The sequence below is a fragment of the Rhizobium anhuiense bv. trifolii genome (genome assembly GCF_024346605.1).
Taxonomy (GTDB): Bacteria; Pseudomonadota; Alphaproteobacteria; order Rhizobiales; family Rhizobiaceae; genus Rhizobium; species Rhizobium anhuiense.
In genome coordinates, this window is the sequence record NZ_CP098803.1 from 4,310,812 (window position 1) to 4,336,431 (window position 25,620).

Annotated in this window: 16 protein-coding genes; 11 read left to right on the forward strand and 5 right to left on the reverse strand. The window is 62.8% G+C overall.

The genetic code is table 11. The features are described from left to right. Positions 1–8: 8 nt before the first annotated feature. The 11 genes from NE851_RS29840 to NE851_RS29890 all read left to right on the forward strand — a co-directional run bounded on the left by NE851_RS29840 (position 9) and on the right by NE851_RS29890 (position 19,888). A complete protein-coding gene (locus NE851_RS29840) occupies positions 9–3,335 on the forward strand; it encodes a transglutaminase family protein (protein ID WP_127430738.1) in 3,327 nt (1,108 codons plus the stop codon). Between the two features lie 39 nt (positions 3,336–3,374). Next, a complete protein-coding gene (locus tag NE851_RS29845) occupies positions 3,375–5,789 on the forward strand; it encodes a circularly permuted type 2 ATP-grasp protein (RefSeq protein ID WP_047616384.1) in 2,415 nt (804 codons plus the stop codon). Positions 5,790–5,794: 5 nt separating this feature from the next. Beyond that, positions 5,795–6,673 (forward strand): transglutaminase family protein, encoded by an 879-nt coding sequence (locus NE851_RS29850; RefSeq protein ID WP_047616613.1) that lies wholly within the window; start codon positions 5,795–5,797, stop codon positions 6,671–6,673. Between the two features lie 115 nt (positions 6,674–6,788). Next, positions 6,789–8,009, forward strand: a complete 1,221-nt coding sequence (locus NE851_RS29855) for a TadE/TadG family type IV pilus assembly protein (RefSeq protein WP_127430737.1) — start codon at positions 6,789–6,791, stop codon at positions 8,007–8,009. A 275-nt stretch (positions 8,010–8,284) separates the two neighbouring features. Further along, complete coding sequence (locus NE851_RS29860; RefSeq protein WP_063475320.1) at positions 8,285–10,747, forward strand: glycogen/starch/alpha-glucan phosphorylase; 2,463 nt, start codon at positions 8,285–8,287, stop codon at positions 10,745–10,747. After that, positions 10,744–12,951, forward strand: a complete 2,208-nt coding sequence (gene glgB / locus NE851_RS29865; protein WP_127430736.1) for a 1,4-alpha-glucan branching protein GlgB — start codon at positions 10,744–10,746, stop codon at positions 12,949–12,951. The genes NE851_RS29860 and glgB overlap by 4 nt, the downstream gene beginning before the upstream one ends. A 19-nt stretch (positions 12,952–12,970) precedes the next feature. Further along, positions 12,971–14,233: a glucose-1-phosphate adenylyltransferase gene (gene glgC / locus NE851_RS29870; protein ID WP_028756864.1), complete on the forward strand. Its 1,263-nt coding sequence runs from the start codon at positions 12,971–12,973 to the stop codon at positions 14,231–14,233. A 3-nt stretch (positions 14,234–14,236) separates the two neighbouring features. Further along, the gene (gene glgA / locus NE851_RS29875; RefSeq protein WP_127430735.1) at positions 14,237–15,679 is read left to right on the forward strand and encodes a glycogen synthase GlgA; all 1,443 of its coding nucleotides are present in this window, start codon (positions 14,237–14,239) and stop codon (positions 15,677–15,679) included. Between the two features lie 6 nt (positions 15,680–15,685). Next, positions 15,686–17,317 (forward strand): alpha-D-glucose phosphate-specific phosphoglucomutase, encoded by a 1,632-nt coding sequence (locus NE851_RS29880; protein WP_028756866.1) that lies wholly within the window; start codon positions 15,686–15,688, stop codon positions 17,315–17,317. 12 nt (positions 17,318–17,329) lie between these two features. Continuing rightward, positions 17,330–19,309: a glycogen debranching protein GlgX gene (gene glgX / locus NE851_RS29885; protein ID WP_127430734.1), complete on the forward strand. Its 1,980-nt coding sequence runs from the start codon at positions 17,330–17,332 to the stop codon at positions 19,307–19,309. A gap of 90 nt (positions 19,310–19,399) precedes the next feature. Next, positions 19,400–19,888 (forward strand): MaoC family dehydratase, encoded by a 489-nt coding sequence (locus tag NE851_RS29890; RefSeq protein WP_127430733.1) that lies wholly within the window; start codon positions 19,400–19,402, stop codon positions 19,886–19,888. 15 nt (positions 19,889–19,903) lie between these two features. On the opposite strand, the gene NE851_RS29895 is transcribed toward NE851_RS29890, so the two are convergent. The 5 genes from NE851_RS29895 to NE851_RS29915 all read right to left on the reverse strand — a co-directional run bounded on the left by NE851_RS29895 (position 19,904) and on the right by NE851_RS29915 (position 25,592). Next, positions 19,904–20,302, reverse strand: coding sequence for a VOC family protein (locus NE851_RS29895; protein ID WP_097543084.1), 399 nt, complete (start codon positions 20,300–20,302; stop codon positions 19,904–19,906). A 48-nt stretch (positions 20,303–20,350) separates the two neighbouring features. Beyond that, entirely contained in the window at positions 20,351–20,899 is a 549-nt protein-coding gene (gene soxG / locus NE851_RS29900; RefSeq protein ID WP_097543083.1) for a sarcosine oxidase subunit gamma family protein, read from the reverse strand. Continuing rightward, a complete protein-coding gene (locus NE851_RS29905) occupies positions 20,892–23,885 on the reverse strand; it encodes a sarcosine oxidase subunit alpha (RefSeq protein WP_254959549.1) in 2,994 nt (997 codons plus the stop codon). Before NE851_RS29905 ends, soxG begins: the two co-directional genes overlap by 8 nt. Continuing rightward, positions 23,882–24,223, reverse strand: a complete 342-nt coding sequence (locus NE851_RS29910; protein ID WP_028756872.1) for a sarcosine oxidase subunit delta — start codon at positions 24,221–24,223, stop codon at positions 23,882–23,884. The genes NE851_RS29905 and NE851_RS29910 overlap by 4 nt, the downstream gene beginning before the upstream one ends. Positions 24,224–24,338: 115 nt before the next feature. After that, positions 24,339–25,592 (reverse strand): sarcosine oxidase subunit beta family protein, encoded by a 1,254-nt coding sequence (locus NE851_RS29915; protein ID WP_028756873.1) that lies wholly within the window; start codon positions 25,590–25,592, stop codon positions 24,339–24,341. Positions 25,593–25,620: the final 28 nt, after the last annotated feature.

Consider the following 25,620-nt stretch of genomic DNA (forward strand, 5'->3'; position numbering starts at 1 on the left):
AGAGAAATATGTCGATCAAAGCCAGCATCTATCATCTGACGCATTACACCTATGACAAGCCGGTCCGCCTCGGCCCACAGATCATCCGGCTGAAACCTGCCTCGCATTCGAAGACACGAGTGCTCAGCCACTCGCTGAAGATCACGCCCTCCAACCATTTCGTCAACCTGCAGCAGGATCCCTACGGCAATTACCTTGCCCGCTACGTCTTTCCGGATCCGGTGACGGAGTTCAAGATCGAGGTCGATCTCGTCGCCGACATGACGGTTTATAATCCCTTCGACTTCTTCGTCGAGGAAGAGGCGACCAAGTGGCCCTTCGGATATCCGGAAACGATCCAGGAGGATCTGTCGATCTACATGACGCCGGAGCCGGCCGGCCCGCGCCTGAAGGCGCTGCTGCCGACGCTCGACTGGTCGCCCGGTCAGCCGACGGTCGATATGATCGTCGGCCTGAATGCCCGTCTGCAGCGGCAGATCGGCTATGTCATCCGCATGGAAACCGGCGTGCAGACGCCGGAGGAGACGCTGGAAAGCGCCAAAGGCTCCTGCCGCGACACCAGCTGGCTGCTCGTTCAGATCCTTCGCCATCTCGGCCTGGCCGCCCGCTTCGTTTCCGGTTACCTCATTCAGCTGACACCGGACCTGAAGGCGCTCGACGGGCCCTCCGGCACCGAAGTCGATTTCACCGACCTGCATGCCTGGGCGGAAGTCTATCTGCCCGGCGCAGGCTGGGTCGGCCTCGATCCGACCTCCGGCCTCTTGACCGGCGAAAGCCATATCCCGCTTGCCGCCACGCCGCATTACCGCAACGCCGCTCCTATCTCCGGTGGTTATTTCGGCGAGGCCGAAACCGAATTCGCCTTCGACATGAAGGTCTCGCGCGTTGCCGAACATCCGCGCATCACCAAGCCCTTCTCCGATGAAAGCTGGGACGAACTCAACGAACTCGGCGAGAAGGTCGATCGCGTCCTCGAAGCCGAGGACGTGCATCTGACGATGGGCGGCGAGCCGACCTTCGTTTCGATCGACGATTTCCAGTCCGAGGAATGGAACACCGCCGCCGTCGGCCCGACCAAGCGCGAAAAGGCCGACAGCCTGATCCGCCGGCTGCACGAACGCTTTGCCCCCGGCGGCTTCCTGCATTACGGCCAGGGCAAATGGTATCCGGGCGAAAGCCTGCCGCGCTGGACCTTCTCGCTCTACTGGCGCCGCGACGGCAAGCCGATCTGGCAGAACCTCGATCTGGTGGCCGCCGAAGGCAAGGATACTGGTGTTGCGGCCGAGGATGCCGAGAAGCTTCTGACGGCGATCGCCAAGGAACTGGCGATCAAGCCTGACATGGTGCAGCCGGCCTATGAGGATACTGCCGACTGGATCATCAAGGAAGGTAATCTTCCCGAAAACGTCGATCCCGCGAATTCGAAACTGAAAGATCCCGAGGAGCGCAACCGCATCGCGCGCGTCTTCGCCCGTGGCCTCACCGTCCCCACAGGTTACCTCCTTCCGGTTCAGGCATGGAACGCCAAGGCGGCCGAAACACGCGTCTGGATCAGCGAGAAATGGCGCACCCGCCGTGGCAAGATCTTCCTCGTTCCAGGCGACAGCCCGATCGGTTACCGCCTGCCGCTCGGCACGCTGCCCTATGTTCCCCCGGCGCGTTATCCCTATATCCACCCTGCCGATCCGACCATCCCGCGCGAACCGCTGCCTGATGTTTTCGTACCGGCCGGCCGAGCCATGCCGGAAGCCTCCTTCCACGCCGACGAGAGCAATCGCGGCCGGATCGAACAGACGCTCGGTGAAATTGGCGGCGCCGTGCGCACCGCCATGTCGGTCGAGCCGCGCGACGGCAGGCTCTGCGTCTTCATGCCGCCGGTCGAACGCATCGAGGATTATCTCGAGCTGATTGCCGCGGCCGAAAACGCCGCCGCCGAACTCAAGCTTCCCGTCCATATCGAAGGTTATCCGCCGCCGCAGGATGAGCGCATCAACGTCATCCGCGTCGCCCCGGATCCCGGCGTCATCGAGGTCAACATCCATCCGGCCTCGAACTGGAAGGAATGCGTCGATATCACCACGGCGATCTATGAAGAGGCGCGCGCCACCCGGCTCGGCGCCGACAAGTTCATGATCGACGGCCGCCATACCGGCACCGGCGGCGGCAACCACGTCGTCGTCGGCAGCGCCAATCCGAACAACAGTCCCTTCCTGCGCCGTCCCGATCTCTTGAAGAGCGTCGTCCTCCACTGGCAGCGCCATCCCTCGCTCTCCTACCTCTTCTCCGGCATGTTCATCGGCCCGACCAGCCAGGCGCCGCGCATCGACGAGGCCCGTCACGACGGCCTCTACGAGCTGGAGATCGCCATGGCGCAGATCGCTGCCCCCGGCCGCGGCCAGCAGCCGTTGCCCTGGCTCGTCGATCGCCTGTTCCGCAACCTGTTAACCGACGTCACCGGCAACACCCATCGCGCCGAGATCTGCATCGACAAGCTGTTCTCGCCCGACGGCCCGACCGGACGGCTCGGCCTCATCGAGTTCCGCGGCTTCGAGATGCCGCCGAACGCCCGCATGTCGCTTGCCCAGCAACTGCTGGTGCGCGCACTGATCGCCCGCTTCTGGGTCAATCCCGTCGACGGCAAATTCGTCCGCTGGGGCACGACCCTGCACGACCGTTTCATGCTGCCGCATTTCGTCTGGACCGATTTCCTCGACGTGCTCGCCGACCTTCGCGAAAACGGCTTCGACGTCAGCCCGGAATGGTTCAAGGCCCAGCTTGAATTCCGCTTCCCCTTCTGCGGCGAAGTCGAATATGAGGGCTCGAAGCTGGAACTGCGCCAGGCGCTGGAGCCCTGGCACGTCATGGGTGAGGAAGGCGCGCCGGGCGGCACCGTGCGCTACGTCGACAGCTCTGTCGAACGCCTTCAGGTGCGGCTCGAAACCAGCAATACGGCGCGCTATACCGTCACCTGCAATGGCCGCACCCTGCCGCTGACACCGACCGGCACGTCGGGCGTGTCGGTCGCCGGCGTCCGTTACAAGGCGTGGCAGCCGGCCTCCGGCCTGCATCCCGTCCTGCCGATCAACACACCTTTGACTTTTGACATTTATGATACATGGTCGAAGCGTTCGATCGGTGGCTGCATCTATCATGTTGCCCATCCGGGCGGCCGGACCTATGACACCTTCCCGGTCAACGGCAACGAGGCGGAAGCAAGGCGGCTCGCCCGCTTCGAGCCGTGGGGACATACGGCGGGCGGCTATATCCCGCGTGCCGAGACGGGTTCGCTTGAATTCCCGCTGACGCTGGATCTGCGGCGGCCCGCCGGAATTTAAGGCTGAGGTGAGGGCCGGGGGTTTAGGGCTTGGGTTTTGATGGGTAAGAGGCCGGCAGTGGAACGCAGGGGAGAGGCAGAGGACCGCATCAAGGATGCGGCCTTCGACTATGCGCCGCTTCCTGGTACCGCTGACGAGATGGTCGACAACAAAGGCGTAGTCCGCCCCGTCTGGCAGCGTTTCCTCTCGCATCTGAGCGCAATGCCGGAAAAGGATCTCGCCGAGCGCTTCGCCCGCGCCGACCGCTACCTGCGCGATGCCGGCGTCTTCTACCGCGCCTATGGCAGCAAGGGCACCGGCGAACGCGCCTGGCCGATTTCGCACATCCCCGTGCTGATCGATGAGCGCGAATGGCAGACGCTGTCGGCGGGCCTCGTCCAGCGCGCCGACCTGCTGGAGGCGATCGTTGCCGATATCTACGGCGACAACCGGCTGGTGGAGGAAGGCGTCCTGCCACCGGCGCTGATCGCCGCCAATCCCGAATTCCAGCGCCCGCTCGCCGGCATCCGGCCGGGTTCCGGCCACTATCTGCATTTCTGCGCCTTCGAGATCGGCCGCGGACCTGACGGCAACTGGTGGGTGCTGGCCGACAGGACGCAGGCGCCGTCAGGCGCCGGCTTCGCGCTGGAAAGCCGCGTTGCGACGACCCGGGCCTTCTCGGATATCTACGCCGAAACTCCGGTTCACCGCCTCGCCTCCTTCTTCGGCGCCTTCCGCGACGCGCTGCAGGGCATGAAACATTCGGGCGACGACCGCATCGCCGTGCTGACGCCCGGCCCCGCCAACGAGACCTATTACGAGCACGCCTACATCGCCCGCTACCTCGGCTTCATGCTGCTCGAGGGCGAGGACCTCACCGTCGTCAAGGGCCGCGTCATGGTGCGCACCGTCGCCGGCCTGAAGCCGATCGGCGTGCTCTGGCGTCGTCTCGATTCGGCCTTTGCCGACCCGCTTGAGCTGAACCAGAATTCGCATATCGGCACGCCCGGCCTCGTGGAAGCGCTGCGCGCCGAAAGCGTCACCATCGTCAATGCGCTCGGCACCGGGGTTCTCGAAACCCGGGCGCTGCTGGCCTTCATGCCGACCATCTGTCGCCGCCTGCTGGGCGAGGATCTGCACCTCCCTTCGATCGCCACCTGGTGGTGCGGTCAGAAGGAAGAGCGCGAGCACGTCGCAAAAAACATCGAGAAGATGGTGATCGGCCCAGCCTATTCCCGGGCACCCTTCTTCGACGACAACGGCGAATCCGTGCTCGGCTCGTCGCTGCGTGCGACGGCCAAGGATTCCATCACCGACTGGCTGAGTTCGGACGGCCCGAAACTGGTCGGCCAGGAAGTCGTCACGCTTTCGACGACGCCCGCCTGGGTGGACGGCAAGCTCGTGCCGCGGCCGATGTCGCTGCGCGTTTTCGCCGCCCGCACGGCAAACGGTTGGCAGATCATGCCCGGCGGTTTTGCCCGTATCGGCTCCGGAGCCGATGTCGCGGCGATCGCCATGCAGTCGGGCGGCGCGGCCGCCGACGTCTGGATCGTCAGCGACAAGCCGGTCGAGCGCCACACGCTACTGCCGGCCGAGGGCAGCTTCACCCGCAACATGCCGGGCAGCCTGCCGAGCCGGGCAGCCGACAATCTGTTCTGGCTCGGCCGCTACATCGAACGCGCCGAAGGGGCGCTGCGCATCCTGCGCGCCTGGCATGCACGTTTCGCCGAAGCGGCCGATCCAAGCCAGCCGCTGCTTGCCGATGTCTCCGAATATCTGACGGCCGTCGATATCGATACCGCCGAACCCGTGCCGGAAACGCTCCTGCGCAACATCGACAGCGCCGTTTATTCGGCAAGCAACATCCGCGACCGTTTCTCTCCGGACGGCTGGCTGGCGCTCAACGATCTCGCCAAGACCGCCCGCCGCTTTCACGTCACCGTCTCTGCCGGCGATGACGCCAGCCATGCGATGACGATCCTTCTGCGCAAGCTTGCGGGCTTCGCCGGCCTCGTCCACGAGAACATGTACCGCTTCACCGGCTGGCGCTTCCTTTCGCTCGGCCGTTATATCGAGCGCGGCCTGCACATGACGCGCCTGCTTGGCCACATGTCCGGCCCGGAAGCGCCGGACGGCGCGCTCGACATGCTGCTCGAGATCGGCGACAGCGTCATGACTCACCGCCGCCGCTACAACGTCAACACGGCGCGGCTGACCGTCACCGATCTCTTGGCGCTCGACCCCCTCAACCCCCGCTCGGTCCTCTTCCAGGTGAACGAGATCCACCACGAGGTCGAGCAACTGCCGAATGCCCTGATCAACGGCCAGATGTCACCCTTCTACCGCGAAGCGATGCGGCTCCATTCCGGCCTGGCGGTGATGACCCCGGAGGGCATGGGCGTCGAGGTCTATCAGCGGCTCGAACGCGAACTGGAGCAGCTTTCCGATCTGCTCGCCCAGACCTATCTCGGGTGACGTCAATGCTCTACGATCTCACTCTCCGCATGGGTTACAGCTACGACGTGCCGGCCTCCGGCGCCCGCCACGTCATGCGGCTGATGCCGCTGTCGCTGGCGAACCGCCAGCGCCTGGTCGCCGGCTCGATCACCGTCTCGCCGACGCCGGATGAGCAGGCGCATTTCGTCGATTTCTTCCATCATCCCGCCACCTCCTTCATGCTGCGTGCGCCGCACGAAACACTCGACATTCGCATGCAGGCCCGCGTGCAGGTGGAAAGCCAGCCGATCGCCGCCGATTTCTCGCCGCTGCTTGCCGACCTGCCGGAGGAGATATCAGGCATCTGGTCGTTGGCACCGGATTCGCCGCACCACTTCCTTGGCGACAGCCCGCGCCTCACCCAGGCACGCGAGATCAGCGACTATGCGCGAGGCTGTGCCCTGCCGACGCTGACGGCGATGCAGATCGCCCATGCGCTCTGCGCTCGCATCAACAAGGATTTCACCTACGATCCCGATGCGACGACGGTGGACACGACGCCGCTCGAGGCGTTCCGATTGAAGCGCGGCGTCTGCCAGGATTTCACCCACATCATGATCCTGGCGCTTCGAAGCCTCGGCATTCCGGCCGGCTACGTCTCCGGCTTCCTGCGCACCATCCCGCCGCCCGGCAAGGAGCGGCTGGAAGGGGCCGACGCCATGCATGCCTGGGTGCGGATCTGGTGCGGCGAGACGATCGGCTGGATCGAACTCGACCCGACCAACAACATCCCCGCCGGCATGGACCACATCGTCGTCGCCTATGGCCGGGACTATTCCGACGTCGTTCCCGTCATCGGCGTGCTAAAAAGCTATGGCGGCCAGCGCGCTGTCCAGGCGGTCGACGTCATCCCGCTGAAATAATCCCAAAACTGGAAAAATCCGCCGATTCGTTAAAATTCTATTGACGCCGTAAGGACCGCGGAAAGGAGAGACGTGCCTAATATCACCTCACAGGGTTTCCAGTTGGGTGAACATGATGAGCACCTCCTTTTTGCATCCCTGCCTGCGTCGCATGTTGAGCGACCGTGGCGGTAATTTCGGTATGATGACGGCTATCCTGCTGCCCGTCCTTTTCGGAGCAGCCGGCATGGCGATCCAGGTGGGCGATATGCTGCTCTCGAAGCAGCAGTTGCAGGAGGCCGCTGATTCGGCGGCGCTCGCGACCGCCACCGCCCTGGCAAACGGCACGATCCAAACGTCGCAGGCCGAGGCCTTTGCGCAGAATTTCGTTGCCGGGCAAATGGCGAATTACCTGCAGAGCGGCACCGATATCAAGAACACGACGAGCGTCAGTGTCCTGACGACGACATCGGGCAAGTCGACATCCTATCAGGTGACGGTTTCACCGAGTTACGACCTCACGGTCAACCCGCTGATGCAGGCGGTCGGCTTCAGCACGCAGCATCTCTCGACGTCAGGCACGACGGTCGGTGGTCACTCACAGACCCAGGGCTCGATCTCTATGTTCCTCGCACTCGATAAGTCGGGGTCGATGGGAGAGGATACCGCGACCCTCACGACGGAATCATACACCTACAAATGCAACCCTCACCCCAACAAAAACGGTAAGACAATTTACGACACCTGCACCGGCACGCGTACGCGTTATTACACAAAGATAGAAGCGCTGAAGCTCGCCGCCGACAAACTCTTTGGTCAGCTCGATAGCGCGGATCCCAATGCCGAATATGTCCGCACAGGCGCGGTATCCTATGATATTGTTGAATACCCCGCCAGCAGCCTCGCCTGGGGAACTGCCGCTGTCACGAGCTATGTCAACGCGCTTCAGTCGGGAGGTGGCACGAATTCCAGCGGCGCAGTGAACACGGCTTACACGTCTCTCACCGCCAAGAACGCCGCGGGCAATGACGCCGAAGACGCCGCCCACCGGCAGAAGACCGGGCAAGTGCCCAAGAAGTACATCGTCTTTATGACGGACGGCGACAATAACAATGATAGCGGCGGCGGCCGTTCCTACGACACCGCGACGAAAAAGACATGCGACGACGCGAAATCTAAAGGCATCGAAATCTATACGATTGCCTTTATGGCACCCGCAGGCGGACAGGCGCTGTTGCATTATTGCGCCTCCGACGACTCCCATTATTTCCAGGCTGAAAAAATGGAAGACCTCCTTGCGGCCTTTCAGGCGATCGGTGCGAAAGCCTCCGCTCAGCTGACACGTCTGACGAACTGAGCATACCGCTACGAAAAAGGGCAAAGGAAAAGCCGCTCCGGAACAAACCGGCGCGGCTTTTCGTTATTCTCGTCCAACCCATCTGATCGGGAAAAGCGATTGAAATCAATACCCTCAAGCCCCGTGAATATGAAGGTTTCGCAAATTTTTCGTTTGTCCAAATCCTTTGTTGCAAGTGCTTCCTAACGATGCATAAACTGTCGGAGCACAGGCGACAAATCGATTAAATCAGGCATAACATCCTGAAACCAAATTAAAATTGGCGAGATCTGACCATGAATACCGTTTCCAAGCCGGTTATCCCCTCTCCCGCTCCCCGCAGTTCAAGGCCGGAAATTCTCGCCGAAGAAATCATCGAACGCCTGACCTACCGCATCGGCAAGGACGCCAAGGTGGCAAAGCCGCATGACTGGCTGACGGCGACGATCCTGGTGGTCCGCGACCGCATCATCGATCGGTGGATGGCCTCCACCCGCGAGGTTTATGCGACCGGCGCCAAGCGCGTCTATTATCTCTCCCTCGAATTCCTGATCGGCCGCCTGATGCGCGACGCCGTCTCGAACCTCGGCCTGATGGAGGAGGTGCGCGATGCCCTCGCCTCGCTCGGCGTCGACGTCAACGTCATCGCCGGGCTGGAGCCGGATGCCGCACTCGGCAACGGCGGCCTCGGTCGTCTGGCGGCCTGTTTCATGGAAAGCATGGCAACCGTCGACGTGCCCGCCTATGGTTACGGCATCCGCTATGTCCACGGCCTGTTTCGCCAGCAGATGGCCGACGGCTGGCAGGTGGAACTGCCGGAAAACTGGCTCGCCCACGGCAATCCCTGGGAGTTCGAGCGCCGCGAAAGCTCCTATGAAATCGGCTTCGGCGGCGCCGTCGAATTCATCACCACCCATGACGACCAGCCGCGCTACGTCTGGAAACCCGCCGAGCGCGTCATCGCCGCCGCCTTCGACACGCCGGCCGTCGGCTGGCGCGGCAAGCGCGTCAACACGCTGCGCCTCTGGTCGGCGCAGCCGATCGATCCGATCCTGCTCGATGCCTTCAACGCCGGCGACCACATCGGAGCGCTGCGTGAAAGCAACAAGGCCGAAAGCCTGACCCGGGTTCTCTATCCCGCCGACGCCACCCCGGCCGGTCAGGAACTGCGCCTGCGCCAGGAATTCTTCTTCTCGTCGGCCTCGCTGCAGGACATCCTGCGCCGCCATCTGCAGCAATATGACGATTTCACCTCGCTGCCGGACAAGGTGGCAATCCAGCTGAACGACACCCATCCCGCCGTCTCGGTCGCCGAACTCATGCGCCTGCTCTGTGACGTCCACGGAATGGATTTCGACCAGGCCTGGGAAATCACCCGCCATACCTTCTCCTACACCAACCACACACTTCTGCCCGAAGCGCTGGAAAGTTGGTCGGTGCCGCTGTTCGAGCGTCTGCTGCCGCGCCACATGCAGATCATCTATGCGATCAATGCCAAGATCCTGATCGACGCGCGCAAGGGCAAGAATTTCACCGATGGGGAAATCCGCTCGATCTCGCTGATCGATGAAAGCGGCGACCGCCGCGTGCGCATGGGCAACCTCGCTTTCGTCGGCTCGCATTCGATCAACGGCGTCTCGGCCCTGCACACCGACCTGATGAAGGTCACGGTCTTTGCCGACCTGCACAAGCTCTATCCCGACCGTATCAACAACAAGACCAACGGCATCACGCCGCGCCGCTGGCTGCAGCAGTGCAATCCGGGTCTCACCAGCCTGATTCGCGAGGCGATCGGCGACGAATTCCTTGACGATGCCGAGAAGCTGACGCCGCTCGACAAGTTCGCCTCCGACCCGACCTTCCAGCAGAAGTTCGCCGCGGTGAAGCGGGCCAACAAGGTAGCGCTCTCCAATCTCGTTGCCAGCCGCATGGGCGTGAAGCTTGATCCCTCGGCGATGTTCGACATCCAGATCAAGCGCATCCACGAATACAAGCGCCAGCTGCTGAACATCATCGAGGCCGTCGCGCTCTACGACCAGATCCGCTCGCATCCGGAGCTGGATTGGGTGCCGCGTGTAAAACTCTTCGCCGGCAAGGCAGCGCCGAGTTATTACAATGCCAAGCTGATCATCAAGCTGATCAACGACGTCGCCCGCACGATCAACAACGACCCGTCGGTCCGCGGCCTCCTGAAGGTCGTCTTCGTACCGAACTACAATGTTTCGCTCGCCGAAGTCATGGTTCCGGCCGCCGACCTGTCCGAGCAGATTTCGACCGCCGGCATGGAAGCATCCGGCACCGGCAACATGAAGTTCGGCCTCAACGGCGCACTGACGATCGGCACGCTCGATGGCGCCAATGTCGAGATGCGCGACAATGTCGGCGAGGACAACATCGTCATCTTCGGCCTCAAGGCCGACGAGGTGTCGAAGGTCCGCAGTGATGGCCACAATCCCCGCGCCATCATCGAGGGGTCGCGCGAGCTCGCCCAGGCGCTCGCCGCCATCGGCTCCGGCGTCTTCTCGCCTGATGACCGCAATCGCTACACCGCACTGATCGACGGCATCTATTCGCACGACTGGTTCATGGTCGCCGCCGATTTCGACGCCTATGCCCAGGCACAGCGCGAAGTCGACCAGATCTGGACCAACCAGTCCGCCTGGTACACAAAGACGATCAACAATACGGCGCGGATGGGCTGGTTTTCTTCCGACCGTACGATCAGGCAATATGCAGACGAAATCTGGAGAGCCGGATGAAAACGCCGAAAACCGTCCCTGAAGTAAAGCTTTCCTGGGAAATTTCGGCAGATGAAATCGCGGCGATCCTTGCCGGCTCGCATTCCAATCCCTTTGCCGTCCTCGGTGTGCACCAGGCCGGCGACGTTTTCGTCGCCCGGTGTTTCATCCCGGGCGCCGAGGAAGTGACCGCCATGACGCTCGATGGCAGCGTCATCGGCGAGTTGAAACAGCTCCATGCCGACGGCGTCTTCGCCGGCCCGGTTTCCCTGACCAAGCTCCAGCCGGTGCGCTATCGCGCCCGGCGCGGCGATGCCGAATGGGCTGTCACCGATCCTTACAGTTTCGGTCCGGTGCTCGGGCCGATGGACGATTATTTTGCCCGCCAGGGCTCGCACCTGCGCCTGTTCGACAAGATGGGCGCCCATCTCATCAAGCATGATGGCGCCCAGGGTATCCATTTCGCCGTCTGGGCCCCGAATGCGCAGCGCGTCTCCGTCGTCGGTGATTTCAACAATTGGGACGGCCGTCGCCACGTCATGCGCTTCCGTTCCGATAGCGGCATCTGGGAAATATTCGCCCCCGACGTCCCGATCGGCGTTGCCTACAAGTTCGAGATCCGCGGCCAGGACGGCGTATTGCTGCCGCTGAAGGCCGATCCCTTCGCTCGCCGCAGCGAGCTCCGGCCGAAAACCGCCTCCATCACCGCCGCCGAGCTGGAGCAGGAGTGGGAAGACGAAGCCCATCTGAAGCACTGGCGCGAGACCGACAAGCGCCGCCAGCCGATCTCGATCTACGAGGTGCATGCCGCCTCCTGGCAGCGCCGGCAGGACGGCACGATGCTGTCCTGGGACGAGCTCGCCTCCAGCCTCATCCCCTATTGCGCCGATATGGGCTTCACCCATATCGAGTTCCTGCCGATCACCGAGCACCCCTATGACCCCTCCTGGGGTTACCAGACGACCGGCCTCTACGCGCCGACCGCTCGTTTCGGCGAACCGGAAGGTTTCGCCCGTTTCGTCAACGGCTGCCACAAGGTCGGCATCGGCGTCATCCTCGACTGGGTGCCGGCGCATTTCCCGACCGACGAACACGGCCTCGGCTGGTTCGACGGTACCGCACTCTACGAGCACGAAGACCCGCGCAAGGGCTTCCATCCCGACTGGAGCACGGCGATCTACAATTTCGGCCGCACCGAGGTCGTTTCCTATCTCGTCAACAATGCGCTTTACTGGGCCGAGAAATTCCATCTCGACGGCCTGCGCGTCGATGCCGTCGCCTCGATGCTCTATCTCGATTATTCGCGCAAACACGGCGAATGGATCCCCAACGAATATGGCGGCAACGAGAACCTCGAGGCGGTCCGCTTTCTGCAGGATCTCAACATCCGCATCTACGGCCAGCATCCCAACGTCATGACCATCGCCGAGGAATCGACCTCCTGGCCGAAGGTCTCGCAGCCCGTACATGAAGGCGGCCTGGGCTTCGGCTTCAAGTGGAACATGGGCTTCATGCATGACACGCTGAGCTACATGAGCCGCGATCCCATCTACCGCGGGCACCATCACAACGAGCTGACCTTCGGCCTGCTCTACGCCTATTCGGAAAATTTCGTCCTGCCGCTCTCGCATGACGAGGTCGTCCATGGAAAAGGTTCGCTGATCGCCAAGATGCCGGGCGACGACTGGCAGAAATTCGCCAATCTGCGCGCCTACTACGCCTATATGTGGGGCTATCCCGGCAAGAAGCTCCTGTTCATGGGCCAGGAATTCGCCCAGTGGAGCGAGTGGAGCGAGGAGAGGTCGCTCGACTGGAACCTCCTTCAGTATCGTATGCACGAGGGCATGCGGCGCCTGGTGCGCGACCTCAATTTCACCTATCGCAGCAAGCCGGCTCTGCATGAGCGTGACTGCGAAGGCGAAGGCTTCGAATGGCTGGTCGCCGACGACCATCAGAATTCCGTCTTTGCCTGGCTGCGCAAGGCGCCGGGCCAGAAGCCGGTCGCCGTCATCACCAATTTCACCCCTGTCTACCGCGAGAACTACTCGATCCGCCTGCCGTCCGCAGGCCGCTGGCGGGAAATCCTGAACACCGATGCCGACATCTATGGCGGCAGCGGCAAGGGCAATGGCGGGCGCGTGCAGGCCGTCGATGCCGGCGGCAACATCACCTGCTCGATCACCTTGCCGCCCTTGGCGACAATCATGCTTGAACCTGAAAATTAGTGACTGGTGGGAGGAGAAAATGGTAGAAAAACGCGTTCAGCCACTTGCCCGCGATGCAATGGCTTATGTTCTGGCGGGCGGTAGGGGAAGCCGTCTCAAGGAACTCACCGACCGGCGTGCCAAGCCGGCCGTCTATTTCGGCGGCAAGGCTCGCATCATCGATTTCGCCCTGTCGAACGCCCTGAATTCCGGTATCCGCCGCATCGGCGTCGCCACGCAATACAAGGCGCATTCGCTGATCCGCCACATGCAGCGTGGCTGGAACTTCTTCCGCCCCGAGCGCAACGAGAGCTTCGACATCCTGCCCGCCAGCCAGCGCGTCTCCGAGACGCAATGGTACGAGGGCACCGCCGACGCCGTCTATCAGAACATCGACATCATCCAGGATTACGGCGTCGAATACATGGTGGTGCTTGCCGGCGACCACGTCTACAAGATGGACTATGAATGGATGCTGCAGCAGCACGTCGATTCCGGCGCCGACGTCACCATCGGCTGCCTGGAAGTGCCGCGCATGGAAGCGACCGGCTTCGGTGTCATGCACGTCAACGCGAAGGACGAGATCATCGCCTTCGTCGAGAAGCCGGCCGATCCGCCGCCCATTCCCGACAAGCCGGATTTCGCCCTCGCCTCGATGGGCATCTACGTCTTCCACACCAAGTTCCTGCTCGATGCGCTGCGCCGCGACGCCGCCGATCCGAACTCGAGCCGCGACTTCGGCAAGGACATCATCCCCTATATCGTCAAGAACGGTAAGGCGGTCGCCCACCGCTTCGCCAAGTCCTGCGTCCGGTCCGATTTCGAGCACGAGCCTTACTGGCGCGACGTCGGCACGATCGACGCCTATTGGCAGGCCAATATCGACCTGACGGCGATCGTTCCGGAGCTCGACATCTACGACAAGTCCTGGCCGATCTGGACCTATGCCGAGATCACCCCGCCGGCGAAATTCGTCCATGACGACGAGGATCGCCGCGGCTCGGCCACCTCCTCCGTCGTGTCGGGCGACTGCATCATCTCCGGCGCCAGCCTGAACAACAGCCTGCTCTTCACCGGTGTCAGGGCCAACTCCTTCTCCAAGATGGAAGGCGCCGTCATCCTGCCGAACGTGAAGATCGGACGGCGCGCGCAGCTCAAGAATGTGGTGATCGACCATGGTGTCGTCATTCCGGAAGGCTTGGTCGTCGGCGAGGATCCCGAGCTCGACGCCAAGCGTTTCCGGCGGACGGAAAGCGGCATCTGCCTGATCACGCAACCGATGATCGACAAGCTGGATATCTGACTTATGAAAGTTCTTTCGGTTTCGTCCGAAGTCTTCCCTTTGATCAAGACAGGGGGCCTGGCCGATGTGTCAGGCGCCCTGCCGATTACTCTCAAAGCCTTCGGGGTCGAGACCAAGACCCTTCTGCCCGGCTATCCCGCCGTCATGAAGGTCATTCGCAACCCGGTCGCCAGGCTCGAATTCGCCGACCTGCTCGGCGAGCGGGCGACGGTGCTCGAGGTTGAACACGAAGGCCTCGATCTGCTCATCCTCGATGCGCCGGCCTATTACGACAGGCCGGGCGGCCCCTATCTCGATCCGCTCGGCAAGGACTATCCGGACAACTGGCGCCGGTTTGCCGCTCTGTCGCTTGCCGCCTCCGAGATTGCCGCCGGCCTGATGCCCGGCTGGCGGCCGGATCTCGTCCACACCCACGACTGGCAGGCGGCGCTGACGTCGGTCTATATGCGCTATTACCCGACGCCGGAACTGCCGAGCGTGCTGACCATCCACAATATCGCCTTCCAGGGCCAGTTCGGTTCCGAGATCTTTCCCGGCCTGCGCCTGCCCGCCCATGCCTTCGCCACCGAAAGCATCGAATATTACGGCACTGTCGGCTTCCTCAAGGGCGGCCTCAAGACCGCTCATGCGATCACGACGGTCAGCCCGACCTATGCCGATGAGATCCTGACCTCGGAATTCGGCATGGGGCTCGAGGGCGTCATCGCCAGCCGCATCGACAATCTGTACGGCATCGTCAACGGCATCGACACCGATGTCTGGAACCCGGCGACCGATCCCGTCGTCCACACCCATTACGGCCCGGCGACGCTCAAGAACCGCGAGGAGAACCGTCGCTCGATCGCCGAATTCTTCCATCTCGACAATGACGACGCCCCGATCTTCTGCGTCATCAGCCGTCTCACTTGGCAGAAGGGCATGGATATCGTCGCCAACGTCGCCGATGAGATCGTCGCCATGGGCGGCAAGCTCGTCGTGCTCGGCTCCGGTGAAGCGGCGCTTGAAGGCGCGCTGCTCGCCTCCGCCAGCCGCCATCCCGGCCGCATCGGCGTCTCGATCGGTTATAACGAGCCAATGTCGCACCTAATGCAGGCCGGCTGCGATGCGATCATCATCCCCTCGCGCTTCGAACCCTGCGGCCTGACCCAGCTTTACGGACTGCGTTACGGCTGCGTGCCGATCGTCGCCCGCACCGGCGGATTGAATGACACGGTGATCGACGCCAATCACGCCGCACTTGCAGCGAAAGTCGCAACCGGCATACAATTTGCCCCCGTGACAGAAACAGGCATGCTACAGGCAATCCGCCGTGCGATGCATTTTTACCAGGACCGAAAACTCTGGACCCAATTGCAAAAGCAGGGCATGAAATCGGATGTCTCCTGGGAGAAGAGCGCCGAACGCTACGCTGCCCTCTATTCAAGCCTCGTCTCGAAAGGCATGTGACCTAAAATGATCAAGTCCGTACCCACCACGCCCTATCTGGACCAGAAACCCGGCACGTCTGGCCTGCGCAAGAAGGTTCCAGTCTTCCAGCAACCGAATTATGCGGAGAACTTCATCCAGTCGATCTTCGATTCGCTGGAAGGCTATCAGGGCAAGTGCCTCGTCATCGGCGGCGACGGACGCTACTACAATCGCGAAGTCATCCAGAAGGCCGTCAAGATGGCCGCTGCCAATGGCTTCGGCAAGGTCATGGTCGGCAAGGGCGGCATCCTGTCGACGCCGGCCGCCTCCCACATCATCCGCAAATACAAGGCTTTCGGCGGCATCATCCTCTCCGCCAGCCACAATCCCGGCGGCCCGACCGAAGACTTCGGCATCAAATACAACATCAACAATGGCGGTCCGGCGCCGGAAAAGATCACCGACGCGATCTATGCGCGTTCCAAGACGATCGACAGCTACAAGATCGCCGATTTCGCCGACGTCAATCTCGACCGCATCGGCAAGGACGAGCTTCCCGGCGGCACGATCCTCTCGGTCATCGACCCGGTCGAGGACTATGCCGCGCTGATGGAAGAGCTGTTCGATTTCGGCGCCATCCGCAACCTGATCAGCCTCGGCTTCCGCATTGCCTTCGATGGGATGAGCGCCGTCACCGGCCCCTATGCCAAGGAAATCTTCGAAAATCGTCTCGGCGCTCCGTCGGGCTCCGTGCGCAACTTCATGCCGCTGCCGGATTTCGGCGGCCATCATCCCGACCCGAACCCGGTTCACTGCAAGGAACTCTTCGACGAGATGATGGGCGATGATGCGCCCGATTTCGGCGCCGCTTCCGACGGCGACGGCGACCGCAATCTGATCATCGGCCGCGGCATCTTCGTCACGCCGTCCGACAGCCTGGCGATCCTTGCCGCCAACGCCAATCTCGCCCCCGGCTATTCCGGCGGCCTCGCCGGCATCGCCCGCTCGATGCCGACATCGGGTGCTGCCGACCGCGTCGCCGAAAAGCGCGGCATCGGTATGTACGAGACGCCAACCGGCTGGAAATTCTTCGGCAACCTGCTCGATGCCGGCATGGCGACGATCTGCGGTGAGGAAAGCTCCGGTACCGGCTCCAATCATGTCCGCGAAAAGGATGGCCTCTGGGCCGTGCTGCTGTGGCTGAACATTCTTGCCGTGCGCGGCGAGAGTGTCGCCGATATCGTCACCCAGCACTGGCAGACCTACGGCCGCAACTATTATTCGCGCCATGACTATGAAGGCCTCGACACCGATGCGGCAAACGGCTTGGTCGACAATCTCCGCAGCCAGCTTTCCACCCTGGCCGGCAAGAGCTTCGGCAGCCTGAAGGTCGAGAAGGCAGACGACTTCGCCTATCACGATCCGATCGACAAATCGGTCAGCGAACATCAGGGTATCCGCGTGCTCTTCGAGGGCGGCTCCCGCGTCGTCTTCCGCCTGTCCGGCACTGGCACGTCTGGCGCAACCTTGCGTGTCTATATCGAGCGTTACGAGCCGGATTCGACTCGCCACAACATCGAAACGCAGGAAGCGCTCGCCGATCTGATCGCGGCCGCCGAAAGCATTGCCAGCATTCGGGAACGCACGGGACGCGACGCGCCAACCGTGATCACCTGATCCGGGGGGAACATGCGGGGAAGCAGTGCGGCGCAAGCCGGCGCGATCGTTTTCGAGACCGGCGTCGAATTTGCGGTGTGGTCGCATGATGCCGCACAGATCGAACTCTGCCTCTTCGAAGATGACGGCAACAGGGAATTCGCGCGCCTGCCGATGGCGCGCGACAGCAATCACATCCATCGTCTCTTTGTCGACGGGCTGAAGGCCGGCGCGCGCTATGGTTATCGCGCCGATGGTATCTACGCGCCCGATAACGGTCTCTGGTATGACCCCTCCAAACTGTTGCTCGATCCCTATGCCAAGGAGATCGACAGGCCGTTCCGCTACGATCCCCGTCTCGGCATCTATGGCGAAGACAGCCAGGATCTGATGCCGAAGGCGATCGTCACTGCCGATATACCCGCCTTGGTCAGCAAGCCGCTCTTCAATCCGGGCGGCTTTATCTATGAGGTGGCGGTGCGGCCCTTCACCATTCTCCATCCCGACGTGCCGGAGGCAGAGCGCGGCACGGTTGCAGCCCTTGCTCATCCCTCCGTCATCGCACACCTGAAGCGGATCGGTGTCGACGCCGTCGAACTGATGCCGATCACCGCCTGGATCGACGAGCGCCACCTGCCGCCGCTCGGCCTCACCAACGGCTGGGGCTACAATCCCGTCGCCTTCATGGCGCTCGATCCGCGGCTTGTCCCCGGCGGCATGACGGAGCTGCGCGAGACGGTCGCGGCCCTCCATGCCGAAGGCATCGCCGTCATCCTCGACCTCGTCTTCAACCATACCGGCGAGAGCGACCGTTACGGCGCGACGCTGTCGCTGCGCGGCCTCGACAATCTGCATTATTATCGCCACGCCCAGAATTGGCCGGGCGAGCTCATCAACGACACAGGCACTGGCAACACGCTTGCCTGCGATCATCTCGAGGTCCGCCGCCTCGTCATCGACAGCCTGCGCCATTTCGTGCTCAACGCCGGCGTCGACGGTTTTCGCTTCGATCTCGCCCCCGTGCTCGGCCGCACCGCAACGGGCTTCGAGCGCGACGGCGGAACGCTTGCCGCGATCCTCGCCGACGATGTGCTTGCCGACCGGATCATGATCGCCGAACCTTGGGATATCGGCCCGGGCGGCTATCAGCTCGGCAATTTCCCGGCGTCCTTCCTGGAATGGAACGACCGGGTCCGCGACGACCTGCGCTGTTACTGGCGCGGCGACGATTGGAAGACCGGCGCGCTGGCAACCGCACTCGCCGGCTCCTCCGACATCTTCTCCCGCAACGACGGCAGGCAAACGCGCAGCGTCAACTTCCTCGCCGCCCATGACGGCTTCACGCTGATCGATCTCGTCTCCTACGCCGGAAAGCATAACGATGCCAACGGCGAACACAATCGCGACGGCCACAACGAAAACCACTCCTGGAACAACGGCGTCGAGGGGGAAACCCTCTATCCCACCATCCGCAAGCGTCGCCGTGACGACGTGATGGCGCTGATATCAACCCTCTTTGCCACCCGCGGCAGCATTATGCTGACGGCAGGCGACGAGGGCGGCCGCAGCCAGCACGGCAACAACAACGCCTATTGCCAGGACAACGAGATCACCTGGCTGGACTGGAACGCGTTGGACGGGAATCTCATCGCCCACACCGCCTTCGTTGCGGAACTGCGCCGCCGCTTCACCGTCTTCTCCGAAACGGGTTTCCTGTCAGGAAATGGCGACGTCGAATGGATTTCGCTCTCCGGCGAGCCGATGACCGTTGCCGAATGGGAGACGCCGTCGCTTTCCACCCTCGGCATGCTTCTGTCGACCGAGGACCGCTCCGCCGGCGGCAGGCAGACCCGGCTTGCCGTGCTTTTCAACCGCTCGGGGAGCCGCCAATTTTTCACGCTCCCTTCCCGGGGCGAACCGGGCTGGCGCCAGTTGACGCCTGAAGGAGCGCAGAAAGCCGGCAAGAGTGCAGCCGTCGAGCCGCGCTCCGTCGCCTTTTTCGTAGAAAATTGACCGCCTGCCTTCGCTTGCGCAAATCCTTGTCGCAATCGTCACAAATGCGCGATAAGGCTTTGCCGCGACGGCTTGTTTCACGAGGAATTTATGGTCACGGAAATTTCACTCTCCGACGTGCGGGGATTGATCGGCATGGAAACGGGCCTATCGGATTGGATCACGGTCGACCAGTCGATGATCGACGCCTTCGCGGCGGCGACCGACGATCATCAGTTCATTCACGTTGATCTTGCACGCGCGGCAGCCGAGAGCCCCTTCGGTGGTACCATCGCCCACGGCTTCCTGACACTGTCTCTGCTGTCGACGATGAACTACAACTGCCTGCCGAAAGTGCGCGAGCAGACCATGGGCATCAACTACGGCTTCGAGCGCGTCCGCTTCATGACGCCGGTGAAGAGCGGCGCCCGCGTCCGCGGCCGCTTCCTGCTCTCCGAGGCCCGCTTCCGCGGCGCCGGCATGCTGATGACCACCTATGACGTCTCGATCGAGATTGAAAACGAGAAGAAGCCGGCGCTGACGGCAAAATGGATCACCATCATCCAATTCGACCCGAAGGACCGTCCCGAGGACGTCTAAGCAAAACTGCTTTTGCTACTCGGCCGAATTGAACACAGCTTCGAGAGCATGTCCGTCGGGATCCGTGACGAACGCCGCGTAATAGTGCTCACCGTAATGGGGCCGCAGGCCGGGCCGGCCATTGTCACCGCCGCCATGCGCTATGGCCGCCGCATGAAACCGATCGACCGCCTGGCGGTTCGGGGCGGCAAAGGCCAGATGAAAACCCGGGCCGGCTGGACGCTGGCCATCCGGGCGATGCTTGATCGCCAGTTTGTCCCCGCCGCCGGCAAGGCCATAGCCGATTGCCTGCCCCGTTTGCCCCGGCCGGATATCGTCCCAGACCCTGACGTAACCGAGCGCGGCCAGCGTGGTATCGTAAAATGCCGCCGACCGTTCAATATCGGAAACGCCGAGAGAAGCATGGTGCAGCATTGGCCTACCCCTTGAATGAAGGCTGACCCAGCCGGGATTGGCGCGGGTTCAATGCCCGGCGTCGTGAGCCGCCTCGTTCAGCAGCCCGAAGACGTAGTCCGAGAACGACCGCCAGCATTCCACCCGGAACGTGTCTTCTTCCGTGCGGAAAAGCACGATCTCCGCCTTGCCCAGGATCGTGCGCGATGCGGCTCCGACCGGAAAGCCAGCAAGCGACAGATCCTGCGGGCAGCCGGCCGAAAGCGTTGCCTCCGCACCCGGTCCCGAGACGATGATCGCGACATTGCGGTGGGACACGTCGGTCGCCGAATGCAGCGCGCCGGCACCGGAAAATGCCGCCATCAGGTCGGCGCCGTCCTCATCGATGACAAGCCATTCGTCCGGCCCGATCCACAGCGCCGAGCGGGCGCCAGCCCGGCCGGATGTTTTCGGGGCGGCCGGCACAGACAGGCCGAGAGCAGCGGAAAGTGCTGCGAGCGATTCTGCGGGCGCCCGCAGCGCCACCCGGCTGGCAGCGGGTGCGGTCGTCAGCCGCACCGTTGCGGAGCCGCCGAGACGGCCGGCAAGCGCCGGTTTGCGAATTGCGACTTCAGCCATGGATCCGGCCTCCTTCCTTGTCAAAGAATACGAGATCCGTCACTTCGACGGCGATCGTCCGATCCGGCATCGGCACATAGAGCGTTTCGCCCATCCGCGCCCGGCCGCCGGCGACGAGTGCAAAGGCGATCGACCTGTCGCAATTGTCCGACCAGTAAGCTGATGTGACGTGGCCGAGCATGGTCATCGGCTTCGGCTCGTTCGGGCTCGCGACGATCTGCGCGCCTTCTTCGAGCACCAGCTTCGGGTCCTTGGTGACGAGGCCGACAAGCTGCTTGCGCCCGTCCTTGACGAGATCCGGCCGCTTCAATCCGCGAATGCCGACGAAATCCGTCTTTTTCTTCGAAACCGCCCAGGAAAGTCCGGCGTCATCGGGGGTCACGGTTCCATCGGTGTCCTGCCCGACGATGATGTAACCCTTCTCGGCGCGAAGCACGTGCATCGTCTCCGTGCCGTAGACGCAGGCGCCGAGCGGTTCGGCATTGGCCCAGACCACTTCGAGCACCGACTGGCCGTAGTCGGCCGGCACGTTGATTTCGAAGCCGGTTTCGCCGGTGAACGAGACGCGGAAGAGCCGCGCCGGCACCCCGCAGACCGTGCACTCGGCAACGCTCATATGCGGGAAGGCCTCGTTCGAAAGATCGAGCCCTTCGACCAGCGGCGCGACGATCTCGCGCGCCTTCGGCCCCTGCACGGCGATGACAGCCCATTGCTCGGTCACCGAGGTCAGCCATACCTTCAGATCCGGGAATTCCGTCTGCAGGTAATCTTCCATGTGGTGCAGGACGCGCGGCGCGCCGCCGGTCGTCGTCGTGACATGGAAACGGTCGTCCGCCAGGCGTCCGACGACACCGTCGTCATAAACGAAGCCGTCCTCGCGGGTCATGATGCCGTAGCGGGCCTTACCGGGCTTCAACGTATCCCAGGCATTGGTGTAGATGAGGTTGAGGAACTTCGCCGCATCCGGACCGACCACCTCGATCTTGCCGAGCGTCGAGGCGTCGAAGATACCGGCCGACTCGCGCGCCGTCCGGCATTCGCGTGCAACCGCCTGATGCATGGTCTCGCCAGCCCGCGGATAGAACCAGGCGCGCTTCCAGTTGCCGACATCTTCGAAGACCGCGCCATGGGCCTCCTCCCAATCGTGCAGCGGCGTCTTGCGTGTCGGGTCGAACAGCTCACCACGCGAATGGCCGATCAGCGTACCGTAGGTGACCGGCGTATAGGGCGCACGGAACGTGGTGAGCCCCACCTGCGGGATTTCCTTGCCGAGCATTTCGGCGGCAATCGCCAGGCCATGCATGTTGGAGAGCTTGCCCTGGTCCGAGGCCATGCCGTTGGTCGTGAAGCGCTTGATATGCTCGATCGAATGCATGCCTTCGCGCACGGCAAGGCGGATATCCTTGGCGCAGACGTCGTGCTGGAAATCGATGAAGGCCTTGGCGTTGGTCTTCGGACCGGCGCCTTCGGCAGCGCCGATCATGCCGCCCGTCCAGTCATAGGCCTGCTCGGCCGAAATTGCGATCTTCTCGCCGCTGCTTTTGCCGGTGGCCTGCGCCATCAGCTCGCCGGCGGCAAGCGATTCCTCGATCGTCCGCTGCAGGTCGTCGGTGCCGTTGCAGGCACCGACCGAAAGGCAATCCTGCGCGTAAGAGCCTGGCAGGAAACGCTGGCTTTCGGCATCGAAGGCCACCTTGCCGCGCGACTGCGAGAAGAGATGGACGGACGGCGTCCAGCCAGCCGAAACCAGGAGCGCATCGACCGCGATCTTGCGCGATGAACCGCCGCCGTTGCGCGCCACCGTCATCGATGAGATACGCAGCCGTCCCGCGGTGTTGATAACAGACTGGCCTGTGAGAACATCGATGCCGAGCGCACGCGCCTCTTCCAGCACCGCCGCGCCCGGCGCTTGCCTGCTGTCGACGATGGCGGCGATCGAAACACCGGCCCGTTTCAGATCGAAAGCCGCTTCATAGGCTGAATCGTGCGCCGTGTAGATGCCGACCTTGGTGCCGACGGCGACGCCGTAATGATTGAGATACATCCGCCCCGCCGAGGCGAGCATGATGCCCGGCCGGTCGTTGTTCGGAAATACCATGTGCCGCTCGATCGCGCCGGTGGCGAGGATGACCCGCTTGGCCCGGACCTGCCAGAGCCGCTCGCGCGGCAGATCGTGGGAGGGCTTGGCGATATGGTCGGTGACGCGCTCGGCAAGACCGACGAAATTGTGGTTGTAGTAGCCGAAGGCGGTCGTGCGGGTGAGCACTTCGACATTGTCCATCGCCTTCAGCCGCGCCACGGCCTTCTGGGCCCAGGCATAGCCGTCCTGTCCGTCGATCGTCACGCCGGCATCGTAGCGCAACGCACCGCCGGCTTCCGCCTGCTCGTCGCAAAGGATCACCCGGGCACCGGTCTCAGCCGCAGCCAACGCAGCCGAAAGCCCGGCAACGCCGGCGCCGACCACCAGCACGTCGCAATGGGCATAGCGGCTGGCATAATGGTCCGGATCCTCCTCCGTCGGCGCGACCCCGAGGCCGGCGGCGCGACGGATGAGCGGTTCGTAGACGTGTTTCCAGGCGGCGCGCGGCCACATGAAGGTCTTGTAGTAGAAACCGGCGGCGAAGAACGGCGACATCAGATTGTTGACGGCGCCGACATCGAAGGCGAGCGAGGGCCAGCGGTTCTGGGAGTTGACGATCATGCCGTCAAAAACTTCCTGCACGGTGGCGCGCACGTTCGGCTGCTTGCGCGCCGTATCACGGGCGACGTCGATCAGCGCGTTCGGCTCCTCGGCCCCTGCAGACAGAATACCGCGGGCCCGGTGATATTTGAACGAACGTCCCAGAAGATGCACATCGTTAGCGATCAGCGCCGAGGCGACGGTATCACCTTCGAGCGCCGTATAGCTCTTTCCGTCGAAGCTGAAGCGTGCGGTCTTGGCCGGTGTCAGGCGCCCCTTGCCGGCGATACGGTTCACGCCGCTCATTGCGCCTCTCCTTCCACGGCTTCATATGTCTCGACAGGCCCATGCTGCTTGGCCGCAGCCCCGATCTCAGGCTTCGGCTCGCCCGCCTTGTAGGTCACGATGAACTTGTCGGTCACCGTATCTCGCGCCGCGTTGAAGAAACGCCCGCAGCCGTGAATGTGTCGCCAACGTTCGAAGATCAGCCCCTTCGGATTGTCGCGCAGAAAGAAATAGGCCTCGAATTCCTCGTCCGAGATCGAGGCGATCTCGGCGGGCCGCGCGATATGCGCGTCACCCGCGCCGCGGAATTCGAGCTCGGAACGCTCTTCCTGACAGTAAGGGCAATGGATCAGCAGCATGTGGGATTTCCTTCTCCTCCCCTTCTCCCCAGCAGAGAGAAGGTGCCTGAAAGGCGGATGAGGGGGTAAGCGACGAAAGGAGTGAGCGTCCGAGGCTCAGCCATAACATTTGTCATCAGTGCGCCACCGCCGCCGCCGCTGCTTCGTCGATCAGCCGGCCGCTGCGAAAACGCTCCAGCGTCAGCCCGGCATTGAATTTATGCGGCTCGTCGCGGGCAATCAGATGCGCGAAGAGATTGGCCGAGCCTGGCGTCGCCTTGAAACCGCCGGTGCCCCAGCCGCAATTGACGTAGAGCCCGGGAACCGGCGTCTTCGACTGGATCGCCGAACGATCCGGCGTATTGTCGACGATGCCGCCCCATTGCCGCATCATCTTGACGCGCCGGAACATCGGGAAGAGCTCGCAGATGGCATCGAGCGTGTGGGTGATGATCTGCAGCCCGCCGGTCTGGGAATAGGAATTATACTGGTCGGTGCCGGCGCCGATGACCAGCTCTCCCTTGTCGGACTGGGAGATATAGGCATGCACCGTGTTCGACATGACGACGCAGGGAAAGATCGGCTTCAACGGCTCGGAGACCAGCGCCTGCAGCGGGCTCGATTGCAGCGGCACACGCACGCCGGCCATCTGCATGACCGTTGTCGTATGGCCGGCCGCCGACACGGCGACCTTCTTGGCGCCGATGAAACCGCGCGAGGTCTCGACCCCGGTCACCCGTCCGTCCGCACCGCGCCGGATCCCGGTCACTTCACAATTCTGGATGATGTGCACGCCGCGGTCCGAGGCCGCTCGCGCATAACCCCAGGCGACCGCGTCGTGCCGCGCCGTGCCGCCGCGGCGCTGCAGTGCTGCGCCGTTGATCGGGTAGCGCGCGCTGGCCGAGATATCGAGCGGCGGACAATAGGCCTTCGCCTGCTCCGGCGTCAGCCATTCATTGTCGATGCCGTAGAGCCGGTTGGCATGGATATGCCGCTTGAAGGACTGCTGGTCGTGAATATTGTGCGAAAGCATCATCACGCCGCGCGGCGAATACATCACATTGTAGTTGAGCTCCTGGGAAAGCCCTTCCCAGAGCTTCATCGAATGCTCGTAGATGTGCATGCTCTCTTCATAGAGATAGTTCGAGCGGATGATGGTGGTGTTGCGCCCGGTATTGCCGCCGCCGAGCCAGCCCTTCTCGATCACCGCAACATTGGTGATGCCGTGTTCCTTGGCGAGGTAGTAGGCGGCACCCAGCCCGTGGCCGCCGGCGCCGATGATGACGACGTCGTATTCAGCGCGCGGCTCAGGCGAAGTCCACTGCTTCTCCCAGCCCTTGTGGCCACGAAGGGCCTCCCGCGCCACGGCAAAAACCGAATATTTCCGCATCCGCCTTCTTCTCCTTCGGGCAAGGGGC

What these genes read in the sequence shown, in the direction of transcription:
- NE851_RS29895 (WP_097543084.1), bottom strand. Translation starts at nt 20,302, where the DNA reads ATGCTGCACCATGCTTCTCTCGGCGTTTCCGATATTGAACGGTCGGCG.
- NE851_RS29850 (WP_047616613.1), top strand. Translation starts at nt 5,795, where the DNA reads ATGCTCTACGATCTCACTCTCCGCATGGGTTACAGCTACGACGTGCCG.
- NE851_RS29880 (WP_028756866.1), top strand. Translation starts at nt 15,686, where the DNA reads ATGATCAAGTCCGTACCCACCACGCCCTATCTGGACCAGAAACCCGGC.
- NE851_RS29845 (WP_047616384.1), top strand. Translation starts at nt 3,375, where the DNA reads ATGGGTAAGAGGCCGGCAGTGGAACGCAGGGGAGAGGCAGAGGACCGC.
- glgA (WP_127430735.1), top strand. Translation starts at nt 14,237, where the DNA reads ATGAAAGTTCTTTCGGTTTCGTCCGAAGTCTTCCCTTTGATCAAGACA.
- soxG (WP_097543083.1), bottom strand. Translation starts at nt 20,899, where the DNA reads ATGGCTGAAGTCGCAATTCGCAAACCGGCGCTTGCCGGCCGTCTCGGC.
- NE851_RS29905 (WP_254959549.1), bottom strand. Translation starts at nt 23,885, where the DNA reads ATGAGCGGCGTGAACCGTATCGCCGGCAAGGGGCGCCTGACACCGGCC.
- NE851_RS29840 (WP_127430738.1), top strand. Translation starts at nt 9, where the DNA reads ATGTCGATCAAAGCCAGCATCTATCATCTGACGCATTACACCTATGAC.
- NE851_RS29910 (WP_028756872.1), bottom strand. Translation starts at nt 24,223, where the DNA reads ATGCTGCTGATCCATTGCCCTTACTGTCAGGAAGAGCGTTCCGAGCTC.
- glgX (WP_127430734.1), top strand. Translation starts at nt 17,330, where the DNA reads ATGCGGGGAAGCAGTGCGGCGCAAGCCGGCGCGATCGTTTTCGAGACC.
- NE851_RS29860 (WP_063475320.1), top strand. Translation starts at nt 8,285, where the DNA reads ATGAATACCGTTTCCAAGCCGGTTATCCCCTCTCCCGCTCCCCGCAGT.
- NE851_RS29915 (WP_028756873.1), bottom strand. Translation starts at nt 25,592, where the DNA reads ATGCGGAAATATTCGGTTTTTGCCGTGGCGCGGGAGGCCCTTCGTGGC.
- NE851_RS29855 (WP_127430737.1), top strand. Translation starts at nt 6,789, where the DNA reads ATGAGCACCTCCTTTTTGCATCCCTGCCTGCGTCGCATGTTGAGCGAC.
- NE851_RS29890 (WP_127430733.1), top strand. Translation starts at nt 19,400, where the DNA reads ATGGTCACGGAAATTTCACTCTCCGACGTGCGGGGATTGATCGGCATG.
- glgB (WP_127430736.1), top strand. Translation starts at nt 10,744, where the DNA reads ATGAAAACGCCGAAAACCGTCCCTGAAGTAAAGCTTTCCTGGGAAATT.
- glgC (WP_028756864.1), top strand. Translation starts at nt 12,971, where the DNA reads ATGGTAGAAAAACGCGTTCAGCCACTTGCCCGCGATGCAATGGCTTAT.